This window comes from Achromobacter sp. PD1 (assembly GCF_048541815.1).
In the GTDB taxonomy this organism is placed as follows: Bacteria; Pseudomonadota; Gammaproteobacteria; order Burkholderiales; family Burkholderiaceae_B; genus Achromobacter; species Achromobacter bronchisepticus_A.
This window is the reverse complement of the sequence record NZ_CP183349.1, coordinates 3240086-3251650: the sequence shown is the minus strand read 5'-3', so window position 1 is coordinate 3251650 and position 11565 is coordinate 3240086. Positions and strand designations below refer to the sequence as shown.

Here is an 11565-nt window from a genome sequence, read left to right as displayed (position 1 = left end):
CGGACACCCATGATTTCCACTTCCGACGCCTATGCCAACGTGGTCGCTGAGACCAAGCACTGGCTGAACCAGGCCGTGATCGGCCTGAACCTCTGTCCCTTCGCCAAGGCGGTGCAGGTCAAGGACCAGATCCGCTTTGCCGTCAGCGACGCCACCGACGCCGAAGGCGTACTCACCGACCTGCAGGACGAACTGGCGCTGCTGGCCGAGACCGATCCGGAAAAGATCGACACCACGCTGCTGATCATCCCCGACGCGCTGGACGACTTCATGGACTTCAATGACTTCGAAGACCTGTCCGACCGTCTGCTCAAGCGCATGCGCCTGGTGGGCGAGCTGCAGGTGGCGACCTTCCATCCGCAGTTCCAGTTCGCCGACACGCAGCCGGACGACATCGAGAACTACACCAACCGGTCGCCGTACCCGATCCTGCACCTGTTGCGCGAAGACAGCATCGACCGCGCGGTGGAGTCCTTCCCGGATGCCGCCGAAATCTACGAGAAGAACATCGATACGATGAAGCGGCTGGGGCTGGAAGGCTGGAAGAAGCTGATGACCAAGGCCTGACGCCATCGGATCGCATACCAAATACCGCTGCTCGGAATAAAGTGCTCATCGTCTCCTGGTAAGCCTCGGGATATCCCTAGATAGCCCGTCCGCGGTATTGCATACAACATACTGACGCCGTGACAGCTCGCCGTAAGGTGAGCGGCCCGTGCGTCCTTTCCCTTCGATTGCTTTGCCCCGCGGCCTCTCCCGGGCGCGGGGGCGTTGTCCTTGCCTGGAGAGTTGTATGCGATTTACCCGCCGCCATGCCCTGGGCGCGCTCGCCGCGCTGCCTCTGATCTCGCGCCCCGCCTGGGCCCAGAACACTTTTCCGACCCGCCCCGTGCGCCTGCTGGTGGGCTTTGCCCCTGGCGGGCTGACCGATATCGCGGCGCGCGCCCTGGCCGAGCGCATGGGCAAGACCTTGAAGCAGAGCGTGGTGGTGGAAAACCGTCCCGGCGGCCAGGCCATCATCGCCACGGTGGCGGTGGCGCGCGCCGAGCCCGATGGCTACACGCTGGGCTTTGCCGGCACCAATGGCATGATCCTGAACCCCTTGCTCTACAACAACCTGCCTTACCAGCCATCGGACTTCAAGCAGCTGGGCTCCATGGGCAAGTCGCCGATGCTGCTGATCGTGCATCCCGAGCTGGGAGTGAAGAACGTGCAGGAATTCATCGCGCTGGCCAAGAAGAAGCCGGGCGACATCACCTGCGCGCACGCCGGCCGCGGCGTGATCAACCACCTGGCGCTGCTGCACTTCCAGTCCAAGACCGGCACCCAGTTCCAGGACGTGCCCTACAAGGGCAGCGGTCCCGCGCTGCTGGACCTGATGGCAGGCACGGTGCAGAGCACTTTCGACTTCCCGACCTCGGCGCTGCCCAACATCAAGTCGGGCAAGTTGCAGGTGCTGGCGGTGACCTCCGACAAGCGTCTCTCCAGCCTGCCGGACGTCCCGACCATGAAGGAGGCTGGCCTGGACGGCTTCGAACTCTATACCCGCATGATGATCTCGGGTCCGGCCGCCATGCCGGCGCCGGTAGTCGCGGCGCTGGAGAACGCCGTGCGCGAAGGCACGCGCGATCCCAGCCTGGTGCAGCAGTTCGCGGACCAGGGCGTGACCGTGGAGTTCACTTCGTCGGCCGACCTGGACAAGGTCATCGCCGACGAGTCCGCCATGTGGGCCCAGGTCATCAAGGCCAACGGCGTGCCCAAGACCGACCTGAAGAGCTAAGGAGCCACCGTGGCAGAACAACCCAGCATCACCGTCAGCCCGGAACGCGCCCTGATCGACGTGGCGCGCGAGATCCGCGTGAGCGGCTTTCCGGCCTATGCCTTCATCACCGTCACGGCCAGCATGACGATGTGCGGCGCGCCATGGCGCTCGCAAGCCGTATTCGTGGCCGGCCACGACGGCAGCCTGGACCTGGCCCGCGATTGTCCCGTGTCCGGCAGCTATGCCGAGCCCGCGGCCATGGGCATCGTCTGGTCCATGGCTTGCGAGGACGTGGCCAGCGTGGTGTTCCCGCCGGACCGGACCGAGCCGCTCGTCATCCGCATCGAAGCCAGCGACGGCCGCCAGTCCGCCGCGGCGACCCTGGTGCAGGAATTCCAGGCCGAAGGCGTCACGCAGCGCAGCGTGCGCGAGCAGGTTGGCGGCATGACGCTGTCGGGTGAACTCTATACGCCCGCCGGTCCCGGCCCGCACCCGCTGGTGATCTACATGAACGGCTCGTCCGGCGGCGTCAACGCGCCGCGCGCGGCGCTGTTCGCGTCCCGTGGCTACCAGTGCCTGGCGCTGGCCATCTTCAACTACGAAGGCCGCCCCAAGTACCTGAACGACATGCCGCTGGAGTACTTCGAGCATGTGTTGCGCTGGGCCCGCGCGGAGCTTACGCCGCGCGACGGCTTCGTGGCCGTGTCCGGCATCAGCCGCGGGGGCGAGACCTCGCTGCTGGTGGCCTCGCATTACCCGGACTTGGTCAGCGCGGTGGTCGCCTACGTGCCGTCGCCGGTCATGCATGGCGTGGTCAGCGCCGGCGCGCCCGGCACCGGCCGCGACGCGCAGGTCTGGACCAAGGGCGGCGAACCGCTGCCGCATCTGTGGCAGGACAACACCAGCGCCAACTGGGACGCCGCCTACGCGTCCCAGCCGCCGTACCGCCAGACGCACGCCTTCCTCAGCGCCACGCGCGACAGCGCGGCGTTCGAGCGCGCCCGCATTCCGGTCGAGAACTATCCCGGCCCGGTGCTGCTGGTCAGCGCGTCGGACGACGGCTTCTGGCCCAGCACCGCCTACTCGGAAATCGTCATGCGGCGGCGCCAGGAACATGGCTTGCCCACGTTCCACCACGTCTGCATGGGCGCGGGCCATCACGTGCACTATCCCTGCCTGCCCGCGACCCTGATCAGCAAGCCGCACGCCATGTCCGGCCTGCTGCTGGACGCGGGCGGCACGCCCAGCGCCAACGCGGCGGGCAACGAAGGCTCCTATCTGGCGGTGCTGGAGTTCCTGGGCAGGGTGGGGGGCGTGGCGAAGTAGGCGGCCAGGCGGGCGGCCGGGCTAGTCCGCCCGGCCGTCATCCGTTGCGCAGCTTCTGTTCCGACACGAACGCCGACCAGCGCTGCAGCTCGCCGCGTATCAGCCCGGCGAACTCGGCCGGGGTGTTGGCCTGGGCGGCTTCCATGCCCAGGCCGGCAAGCTTTTCGCGCACCTCGGCGTCGGCCAGGATGGTCTGCATGGCGCCGTTCCATTTGGCGATCAGGTCAGGCGGCGTGCCCGCGGGCGCGACGATTCCCTCCCATTCCTTCAGATTGAATGCAGGCACCCCGGCCTCGGCCAGCGTGGGCACGCCGGGCAGGGCGGCCATGCCGCCATCGCGCGTGACGGCGAGGGCGCGCAGCTTGCCGGACTGCGCCAGCGGCACCGCGACGGATGCGGTGGCGAACATGGTCTGCACGTAGCCGCCCATCAGCGCCTGCGCCGCTTCCGCCGGCCCCTTGAACGGCACGTGCAGCATGTCTATGCCGGCCGCCTGGCAGAAGGCCGCACCCAGCAGATGGGCAGGCGAGCCATTGCCGCCGGAACCGTAGCTGAGCTTGCCGGGCTGGCGCTTCGCCTGTTCGACCAGGCCGCGGACGTCGCCGTATTCGCTGCCCGGCGCCACCAGCAGGGCGTTGTACAGCCAGACCAGATTCGCGATCGGCGCGAAGTCGCCATCCGTGCGGTACGACACCTTGCCGAACAGCGCCGGCAGCACGGTATGCGTCAGGAACATGATGCCCACGGTATAGCCGTCGGGCGCGCTGCGCGCGACCGCGTCCAGCCCTATCATGCCGGTCGCGCCGGGCCGGTTCTCGACCACCACCGGCTGGCCCCACAGGCGCTGCAGCCTTTCGCCGATCACGCGCGCCAGCACGTCGGGCGGGCTGGCCGCGGGCAGCGGCACGATGATGCGTACGGGCTTGTCCGGGTACGCGGCGCGGGCGGCCCAGGGCAGGGTACAGGCCAGGGCGCCGGACAGGCCCTTCAGTAGCGTGCGGCGGCGCATGGTTCAGGCCGCGGACGAGACAGGCGGCATGAAGATCACGTCATACTCCGGCGCCACCGCAACGACCTCCGCCGGACTCGACATGTTGTGGATGCGCCGGTAGAGCTCCAGCAGCTTGCCCGCGGGCGCGGCCCAGAACAGCGCGGTGGCGGCGACGCCGGAATTGTTGAAGAAGGCATGCGGCACGCCACGGGGCATGCGCACCAGGTCGCCGGGGCCGGCCGAGGTCTTCTTGCCATCGAGCAGCAGGTCGATGCGGCCGTCCAGCACGAAGATGTACTCGTCCTGATTGGGATGCACGTGTGGCGGCACGAAGCTCTCTTCCGGAAACGTGGCGTGCCAGGAAATGCTGTCCAGGCTGACCTGCTTGGGCACGTACACCTGGCCCAGGATGTTCCAGGAGACGCCGTCCAGGCCGGCCTGGGCGCGGGTGATGTCGGGGGTTTCGAGAATCATGCTGCACTCCTCAGGATTGCGACAGCCGATCCAGCGTCGGCTTCACGAGCGGGTTGGATGATGCGAAACGGGGCTTGAACGTCTGCCTGGCGCGGGCCAGGTCTGCTTCGTCCCAGTAGCCGATCAGGATGCCGCCTTCGGAAATGCGCGGCTGGACTTCAATCGACTCGATGGTGCCGTCGGCCACCGTGGCGCGCTGGCGAGGCTGGCGGGCCCAGCGGAACAGCAGGTCCTCCATGCGCTTGCGCACCGCCTCGTGCGCGGGCGAGGCGCCCAGGTCGACGAATTCGTTCGGGTCTTCCTGCAGGTCGTACAGCATCGGCCGGTAGCCTTCGGCCAGCACGTATTTCCAGCGTTCATCGCGCACCATGCGCAGCCAGGCCTGGCGCGCGGGCGTGCCCAGCGTGATGCGCGAATCCTGGAAGGCGTAGTCGTACTCGCAGATGACGTGGTCGCGCCAATCCGGCGGCGCCTGGCCGAACAGCAGGGGCCGCAGCGAACGGCCGTCCATGATGTGCGGCACCGGCACGCCGCCGCAGGCCTCAAGGAAGGTGGGCGCCAGGTCTATCGCCTCGACCATGGCGGCGCAGCGCGTGCCGCGGGCGGCGTCGGCGCGCGGATCCGGGTCATAGACAATCAGCGGCGCGCGGATGACGGGTTCATGGAACAGGTCTTTTTCCCCCATCCAGTGGTCGCCCAGATAGTCGCCGTGATCGGACGTGAACACGATCATGGTGTTGTCGAACAGGCCGCGCGCCTCCATGAAGCGGAACAGCGCGCCGAGCTGGTCGTCGATCTGCTTGATCAGCCCCATGTAGCCGGGCATGACCGCCTCGCGCACGCCAGGCTCGGAGAAGGTCGCCGACACGCGATGCTGCATCATCGCCGCATACACCGGATGCGGGTCGGCGCGTTCGGCCTCCGATCGCACCACCGGCAGCGCGTCCTGCGCGCTGTACATGCCGGCGTAGGGCGCCGGCGCCAGATACGGCCAGTGCGGCTTGATGTAGGACAGGTGCAGGCACCAGGGCTGCTCGCCCGCCTCGGTGATGAAGTCCATCGCGCGGCGCGTGATGTAGGGCGTTTCCGAATGCTCGTCGGGCACGCGCGCGGGCAGGTTGGAATACTTCAGGAACCAGCCCGAGCGCACCCTGCCGTCCGTGTCGACCGCGGAATTGGCCCAGCTTTCCCAGGGGTTGTCGCCGCCATAACCCTGTGCGCGCAGATAGTCGTTGTAGCGCGGGTCCGGATCGTGGCCCGAATAGGGATGGATGCCGTCGTCGCGCTCGTAGGCGTCGAAGCCGCATTCGGCAATGCGGCGGCCAATGACGGAGGCAGGGTCTATGCCCAGCCGCGACATGCCCGCCGTGTCGGCGCGCATGTGGGTCTTGCCCACCAGCACCGAGCGCACGCCCAAGGGCCGCAGATGGTCGCCTATGGTCATCTCGCCGGCCTTCAGCGGCACGAAGTTCCAGCTGGCCCCGTGCGCATGCACGTAGCGCCCGGTGTAGTAGCTCATGCGCGACGGGCCGCAAACGGGCGACTGCACGAACGCCCGGTCGAAGATCACGCCGCGCGCGGCCAGCGCGTCCAGATTCGGGGTCTTCAGCCTGGGGTGGCCAAAACAGGAAAGATGGTCGTAGCGCAGCTGGTCGCACATGATGAAGAGAATGTTCTTCACGCCTCGGGTCATGCTAGGCTCCTGTCTCCGATGGGCATGCAGGAATTCTATCGACGGCCTGCGCGCGCATCCCTTGAATTGTTTTGATGTCGATTACCCCAGGTAATCGGCCGGAGAGGCGGTTTGCGACTCCAGCATCTGAACCTGTTGCTCACCCTGGCCCGGACCGGCAGCATGCGCGCCGCCGCGCAGGTGCTGAACGTGTCGCAGCCGGCGTTGACCAAGTCGCTGCGCCAGCTGGAAGAAGAGGTCGGCGCCGAGCTCGTGGTGCGCACGCCCAAGGGCGTGCGGCTGGCGCAGGCCGGCGAGATCCTCGCGGCACGCGCCGCGGTCGTCATGCGCGAAATCGAAAAGGCCCGCGAAGACCTGGCCTGGCACCTGCGCGGCGCCGAAGCCCAGGTGACCTTGGGCGTATCGCCCGCCGCCGCGATCCTGCTGGCGCCGGGCGCGGTGGCGCGCTATGGCGCGCGCTGGCCGCAGGTGCGGCTGCGCGTGCGCGACACGCTGTATCCGCAGGCGCTGGAGCGCATCCGTTCCGGCGAACTGGACATGGCACTGGGGCCGCTGCCCGAAGCGGGCGGCGGCGGCGACCTGGCCGTGCAGCCGCTGTTCGAAAGCCAGTCGGTCATCGTCGCGCGGGCATCGCATCCGCTGGCAGGCGCGCGGCGTCTGGGCGAGCTGGCCGAGGCGGCCTGGGTGCTGACGGGGCCGGCGCAGGGGCCGGGCGATCCCAGGGCGCTGTATGCCGACGAAACGCAGGCGCGCGCGTTGCACCTGCAGCTCGAATGCGAGTCTTTTTCCACGCTGCTGGCGTTGATGCCGCAGCTGGACCTGATCGGCATCATGCCCCAGGGGTTCCTGGACCGCTACGGGCCGACGTTGGGCCTGGTGCGGCTGGCCATCGCCGATCCCTTGCCCAAGACCGTCATCTATGTGACGCACCGCGCCGATGCGCCGCTGACCGTGCCGGCGCGCCGCCTGCTGGACGCGCTGCTGGGCGAGGCCGCGCAGCTGGCTGCCCACCCCTGAGCCGTAACGGATCGGTCCAAAAGGTTGAGGCGCGCCGCAGACGCCATGCCAGCGGCGTAAGCCTCAATATCTTTGACGGTTGGCCATGCGCGGCCTTATTTTTTTGGATTCCTGCCGAGGCGCAATCCACGCCGCCTCGACATTCTCCAAGGCGACATCATGGTGATTGCAACGACAGTCCTGGTGGTGGGCGCCGGTCCGGCGGGCCTGCTCACCGCCGCCGAGCTGCAACGGCGCGGCGTCCAATGCCTGTTGATCGATGCGCACGAGCGGCCGCTGGAATGGGACCGCGCAACCGTGGTCCACCCCCGCTCGCTGGAGATCTTCGACTCGCTGGGCATCGTCGAGCCGCTGCTGGCCGCGGGCGTGAAGCAGCGCGGCGCGCGCATCCATGCCGACGGCAAGGTGCTGGGCGAGATCGACCTGGACCTTTGCGGCAGCCGCTACCCCTACAACATCGGGATTTCGGAAGAGATCACCGAGTCCATCCTCGCCGATTATCTGGCCAGCCACGGCGGCAGCGTGCAGCGGGCCAGCAAGCTGGTGGACCTGCAGGAACGGCCCGACGGCATGCTGGCCAGGATCGAACGGCCGGACGGCGATATCGAAGTGCTGGCCGAGTGGGTGATAGGCTGCGACGGCCACCACAGCACGGTGCGCGAACTGGCCGGCATCGAACAGGACGGCCACGACATCAGCCAGCCTTGGGCGGTGTTCGATGCCGCAATCAGCGGCTGGCCCGAGATTTTCGAGGCCAACTACGCCTACCTGGACCGGATTCCGGTGATCCTGACGGCGCTGCCGGGCCAGCGCTGGCGCGTGTACCTGCGGCCCAGCGCCGAAGATTCCGATCTGGTGGCCGATGCCTTGTCCACGTTGCGGCGCTATCTGCCCCAGGCCAATTTCGAAGACGTGGCCCACCCGGCGCGCTTCCGTTGCTACACCAAAGTCGCGCGGCAATTCCGGGCCGGCCGCATCCTGCTGGCCGGGGACGCCGCGCATACCTGCAGCCCGGCCCAGGGCCATGGCATGAATAGCGGCCTGCACGACGCCGTCAACCTGGCCTGGAAGCTTGCGCTGGTCTGTGGCGGGCAGTGTCCGGATTGGCTGCTCGACAGCTACCAGGCCGAGCGCCGGCCGGCCGCGCAGCGCGTGCTGGCATCGGGCGACGAGGCCGAGAGCGCCCAATTGGCCACGGACCCCGACGTGCTGCGCGAGCGCAATGCCGCCATCCGCAAAGCCTTCGAGGACGGCGCCTCGCAGCATCACGAGGCGGTGGCCGAGGCGGAGCTGGACATCGACTACCGCGATTCGCCCATCGTCATGGGAGACCGGCACGACCCGGTTTCGCCCGGCCAGCGGCTGTCGGACCAGATCCCGATCCGCCTTGCGGCGGGCGGCGCGGGGATGCTGCACGAACGCACCCACCGCAAGGGCCATACGGTCTTCATCCTGGGCGGCCCGCGGACGTCCGCGGACGCGCTCGCCCAGGTCCGCGCCGCAATCGAGCCGCTGTTCGACGGCGCCATCATCGAGGCCGTGGTCGCCTTGACGGCGAACGGGGATATCGGCGGCGTGGACGGTTATCTGGATCTATCGATGGCCGGCAGGCTGGGCGTGCGGCATATCCTGGTGCTGGCCGTCAGGGCGGACGGCCATGTCGGGCTGCGCTCGGAAGAGCGCCACGCGGAGACCCTGGGGGCTTACGTAGCGCGGCTGCGCACGCCTGCGCCGGCCTCCTGATCGGGGGCGGGCGCCTGCGCCACGCCCGGCACGCCGCGCCGGATGTTGCGCGAGAATTCGGCCGCATCCACGGTGGCGCGGGCGCGCTGCGTGTAATGGCCCGCCTGCCGGTAGGCCTGCGGACTGTCCGCGCCTGCGAGGGCGTCCAGGCGGTACAGGTACTCGGGCAGATAACCGGAGAACAGCACGCGGTAATCGAGCGGCAGCCCCGGCACGATCTGGTCGGCCAACCGGTACACGATGGTGGTGCAGTTGCCCGTCAGCGTGTTGTAGAAGCGCGGCTTGTCCGCCAACCGGGTGGCGGTGTCCACATAGGACAGGAACAGCTTGCGGGCCGCGCCCTCTGGCATGTGCACGCGGTACAGATAGCCTTCCTCGCCGCGCACATTGGTGCGCACGCGCAGGCTGTCTTCCTCGGTCGAGGCCAGCACGGACAGCTCGTACTGGCGGAAGAAGCCACCGATTTCCGAGAACTCGTCGTGCAGCTTGCGGCGGATCTCCACCGAGAACACCACGTATTGGCCGTCGCTGAAGCCGAACGACACCAGGGCGTGGGCGATGGCGGGCCGGCCCCAATAGGACAGCGCCAGGTCCACCGAGGCGAGGCGCGACAGATCGTAGCGACGGGTCTCCCAACGCACGTCGTAGTCCGTGCGCGTGCGCCAGTCGAAATTGCGCACGTTGCGCAAGGTGACGATGTCGCCCTCGATGGTGCCTTGCGTCTGGCGCTCCACTTCCGGCATCCACTGACGGTCGTTGGACGGACGCACGCCCAGCCGCCACCAGGCCAACAGCGCCAGCAGCAGAACGCCGAACAGCCAGGCAGGCCGGGACTCTCCGATAGACAGTCCGACCAGCGCGGCGGCCGCGAGCGCGAGCCATGCCGCCGGCAGAACGGCGCGCGCGCGGCCGGGGAACGGAGACTGGAACCAGAGCGCCGCCGCGCCCCAGGCCGCGCCGGCCACGATGGCCACTCCGCCTACGATCTGCGCAACCATGGCGTCTTCATGCGCGTTGCGGGGCCGTCATTGCGCCCCTTGCGAGGATTCGGCCTGCTCCGCGTTGCGGGCCTGCGCCTTGCGGTCCTGCTTGCGCCAGCCCGCGCGCATGCGGGCGATCTGGCGCAGCGCGTCCTGCGACATCTTCCACCAGCCGAACGGGCGCGGGTCGGCCAGCATGCTGAGCGCGCGCGCATAGTCCAGGGTGAGGCCCGGGGTCCAGGCCATGGTCAGCGCGCGTTTGCGGATCTGCGCGGCCACCCACAGTTCAGGCGTCAGCAAGAGGCGCAGCAGCACGCGCCATCCTGCCTTCGGGCCATGCAGGCGTCCCACCACGCCGTCCAGCGCCGCTTCCAGCGCGCTGGACACCGAACTGGAGCAGTTGCGGTGCGTCAGGTTGTAGATCTCGGTCTTGCGGTACTCGTTCCAGAAGGCCTGCAGCTTGGCCGCGTCGTAGTTGCGGATGCGCACTCGCATCGTGGACGGCGTCCAGGCCTTGGATTCGGTGGCGTAGTCGGGCTGGTACACGCCTGGCACGTTGTTCTCGGCGGTGGCGCGCAGCAGAGTGCCGAACTGTTCCGGAGAGTGGTCGATCTCCCGGGCCGGATACAGGCTGATGTACACGCCTTCCGGCGATTCCAGCGCGGCGTGGCCGGTCGACACCACGCCGTTGATGTCGACGGCGGCGATGTAGCGATTGACCACGGGGTAGTTGCGCGTCTCGGTCTTGGCCGAGCCCGACGGCGTCCAGACGTGGACGGTCAGCGCGCGCTCCGATTCCAGCGGGGGACCGTCGAACACCGTCTGCGCGGGCGCGTCGGCGCGCGTCGGCATGAAGTCCGGATGCGGATTGACGTCCAGCGCCGGGTTGGAGTCCAGGTGGCGGACGCGGCGCGCCAGCGACAGCAGCCGCAGCCCTGTAAACGCCAGGAACAGGCCCAGGCAGTATGGCACCGTGCCGACGTAATGGGTCGGGTAGGGCTGGAAAAAGAAAATGGCCAGCAGGATTTCCGCCACGCCCGAGGCGAAGACATAGCGCCAGCGCTCGTAGCGCACCACGTAGGCGGCGGTGCACTGGATCAGGCCGTCCACCAGGAACATGAGGCCGAACAGCATGGATAGCGCGAAATGCCCGTGATGGTGGCCGATCAGGACCAGGCTGCCGGCCGTCAGCACGATGGCGCCCTTGGCATAGCGCAGCACCCGCTGCCCGCCCACGCCGGACTTGGCGATCATCAGCGTGGCCAGGCCTTCGATGACCAGCAGCGCCGCGAAGAAATTCAGCGGGAAATAGACGGCGTTGTCGAGCGCGTCGATGAACAGCGTGACGCCTGTAATGCAAAGCAGGCCGCCGATGATATACAGCCCGCGGGCGCGCTTGCGCAGATAGTCCACGCCCAGCAGCAGCAAAACCAGATTGGCCATTGCGCTTGATTCTCCTCTTCCGTGACCCCGTTACGGTGCTAGATATTTGGTTTGCTAACCAAGTTAACAAATTTTCCGGCAGCTATGCAGGTATTCTTCCTGACGCATCCGTCTGCGATCTTTCCCGGGACATGGC

General features: G+C 67.9%; 10 protein-coding genes. 5 read left to right on the top strand and 5 right to left on the bottom strand.

Annotated elements, in window-relative coordinates; genetic code table 11:
* The first annotated feature begins 9 nt into the window (after window positions 1-9).
* The 3 genes from ACM1PE_RS15415 to ACM1PE_RS15405 all read left to right on the top strand — a co-directional run bounded on the left by ACM1PE_RS15415 (window position 10) and on the right by ACM1PE_RS15405 (window position 3088).
* Complete coding sequence (locus ACM1PE_RS15415; RefSeq protein WP_059373378.1) at window positions 10-567, top strand: DUF1415 domain-containing protein; 558 nt, start codon at window positions 10-12, stop codon at window positions 565-567.
* A gap of 226 nt (window positions 568-793) precedes the next feature.
* Entirely contained in the window at window positions 794-1780 is a 987-nt protein-coding gene (locus ACM1PE_RS15410; protein ID WP_118932105.1) for a Bug family tripartite tricarboxylate transporter substrate binding protein, read from the top strand.
* A 9-nt stretch (window positions 1781-1789) separates the two neighbouring features.
* On the top strand, window positions 1790-3088 hold the full coding sequence (locus tag ACM1PE_RS15405) for an alpha/beta fold hydrolase (RefSeq protein ID WP_419343735.1): 1299 nt from the start codon (window positions 1790-1792) through the stop codon (window positions 3086-3088).
* 37 nt (window positions 3089-3125) lie between these two features.
* Here ACM1PE_RS15405 and ACM1PE_RS15400 read toward each other — a convergent pair whose 3' ends face one another.
* The 3 genes from ACM1PE_RS15400 to ACM1PE_RS15390 are packed head-to-tail and all read right to left on the bottom strand — an operon-like array spanning window position 3126 to window position 6246.
* A complete protein-coding gene (locus ACM1PE_RS15400) occupies window positions 3126-4097 on the bottom strand; it encodes a Bug family tripartite tricarboxylate transporter substrate binding protein (protein WP_419343734.1) in 972 nt (323 codons plus the stop codon).
* A 3-nt stretch (window positions 4098-4100) separates the two neighbouring features.
* On the bottom strand, window positions 4101-4553 hold the full coding sequence (locus ACM1PE_RS15395; protein WP_054456254.1) for a cupin domain-containing protein: 453 nt from the start codon (window positions 4551-4553) through the stop codon (window positions 4101-4103).
* A gap of 10 nt (window positions 4554-4563) precedes the next feature.
* Window positions 4564-6246, bottom strand: coding sequence for an alkaline phosphatase family protein (locus ACM1PE_RS15390; RefSeq protein ID WP_419343733.1), 1683 nt, complete (start codon window positions 6244-6246; stop codon window positions 4564-4566).
* 111 nt (window positions 6247-6357) lie between these two features.
* On the opposite strand from ACM1PE_RS15390, the gene ACM1PE_RS15385 reads away from it, so the two are divergent.
* Both ACM1PE_RS15385 and ACM1PE_RS15380 read left to right on the top strand, forming a co-directional pair.
* Window positions 6358-7263, top strand: coding sequence for a LysR substrate-binding domain-containing protein (locus tag ACM1PE_RS15385; protein WP_059373363.1), 906 nt, complete (start codon window positions 6358-6360; stop codon window positions 7261-7263).
* A gap of 159 nt (window positions 7264-7422) precedes the next feature.
* Window positions 7423-9006: an FAD-dependent monooxygenase gene (locus ACM1PE_RS15380; protein ID WP_419343732.1), complete on the top strand. Its 1584-nt coding sequence runs from the start codon at window positions 7423-7425 to the stop codon at window positions 9004-9006.
* Here ACM1PE_RS15380 and ACM1PE_RS15375 read toward each other — a convergent pair.
* Together ACM1PE_RS15375 and ACM1PE_RS15370 are read right to left on the bottom strand one after the other, a co-directional pair.
* On the bottom strand, window positions 8967-10004 hold the full coding sequence (locus ACM1PE_RS15375; RefSeq protein WP_419343731.1) for a DUF4105 domain-containing protein: 1038 nt from the start codon (window positions 10002-10004) through the stop codon (window positions 8967-8969). The two genes, ACM1PE_RS15380 and ACM1PE_RS15375, sit on opposite strands and share 40 nt — an antisense overlap.
* 27 nt (window positions 10005-10031) lie before the next feature.
* The gene (locus tag ACM1PE_RS15370) at window positions 10032-11429 is read right to left on the bottom strand and encodes an HdeD family acid-resistance protein (protein WP_059373356.1); all 1398 of its coding nucleotides are present in this window, start codon (window positions 11427-11429) and stop codon (window positions 10032-10034) included.
* Window positions 11430-11565 lie beyond the last annotated feature (136 nt).

Excerpts from the sequence above, each read along its gene's own strand:
- ACM1PE_RS15415 (WP_059373378.1), top strand. The coding sequence starts at position 10 with ATGATTTCCACTTCCGACGCCTATGCCAACGTGGTCGCTGAGACCAAG.
- ACM1PE_RS15410 (WP_118932105.1), top strand. The coding sequence starts at position 794 with ATGCGATTTACCCGCCGCCATGCCCTGGGCGCGCTCGCCGCGCTGCCT.
- ACM1PE_RS15400 (WP_419343734.1), bottom strand. The coding sequence starts at position 4,097 with ATGCGCCGCCGCACGCTACTGAAGGGCCTGTCCGGCGCCCTGGCCTGT.
- ACM1PE_RS15395 (WP_054456254.1), bottom strand. The coding sequence starts at position 4,553 with ATGATTCTCGAAACCCCCGACATCACCCGCGCCCAGGCCGGCCTGGAC.
- ACM1PE_RS15390 (WP_419343733.1), bottom strand. The coding sequence starts at position 6,246 with ATGACCCGAGGCGTGAAGAACATTCTCTTCATCATGTGCGACCAGCTG.
- ACM1PE_RS15380 (WP_419343732.1), top strand. The coding sequence starts at position 7,423 with ATGGTGATTGCAACGACAGTCCTGGTGGTGGGCGCCGGTCCGGCGGGC.
- ACM1PE_RS15375 (WP_419343731.1), bottom strand. The coding sequence starts at position 10,004 with ATGGTTGCGCAGATCGTAGGCGGAGTGGCCATCGTGGCCGGCGCGGCC.
- ACM1PE_RS15370 (WP_059373356.1), bottom strand. The coding sequence starts at position 11,429 with ATGGCCAATCTGGTTTTGCTGCTGCTGGGCGTGGACTATCTGCGCAAG.